This is a genomic window from Salinimicrobium oceani (assembly GCF_012037645.1).
The window spans coordinates 1-607 of record NZ_JAAVJR010000229.1 but is presented as its reverse complement, the minus strand read 5'-3'; the positions used below and the strand labels follow the sequence as shown (position 1 = coordinate 607).

The following is a 607-nucleotide window of genomic DNA, read 5'->3' as shown; positions in this document are numbered from 1 at the left end:
CTTTTTAAGGTCTTTGCCCAAAGCATTCAGATCCTCATCAGATCCTATAAATCCTTTGACCACAGTCACTTTTTTTCCTGCACGTCCCTTTGAACTGTAATGGGCTTCCAGCAGTTGGTCTTCCGGTTTCAGCGTTTCGCCGGAATCTTCATCATCATATTTATCGGGTTCAAAAGAATCGTTGGTGGAGAATACAAAGCCGCCAAGATCTTCCAGCCCCATCTTTTTCTTAGCCATAAGATCTACTTTTTGAGACCTATCTCACGAAGACGTTGATCCAGGAATTCTCCTGCAGTAATATCCTCATAAGCTTTAGGATTGGCCTCGCCAATACATTCTTCCAGGCAGTTCAATGGCATTTCACTTCTTGGATGCATGAAGAATGGAATTGAATATCGCGGCGTACCCCATTGTTCCCGCGGTGGATTTATCACGCGGTGAATTGTGGAACGCAGTTTATTGTTGGTATGTCGCTCCAGCATGTCTCCCACATTGATTACCAGCTCATCTTCCTGCGGAATAGCATCGATCCATTCGCCATCTTTGCGCAACACCTGAAGTCCTCCCGTAGATGCCCCCATTAAAAGAGTGATAAGGTTAATGTCGC

Annotated in this window: 2 protein-coding genes; both read right to left on the bottom strand. The window is 45.3% G+C overall.

The annotated features are described in order from the left end of the window. On the bottom strand, window positions 1–237 hold a 237-nt coding region (locus tag HC175_RS16430), incomplete at its 3' end, for an SUI1 family translation initiation factor (RefSeq protein WP_168139461.1). Window positions 238–242: 5 nt separating this feature from the next. After that, a partial coding sequence (locus HC175_RS16425; RefSeq protein WP_168139460.1) for an isopenicillin N synthase family oxygenase occupies window positions 243–607 on the bottom strand: 365 nt, incomplete at its 5' end.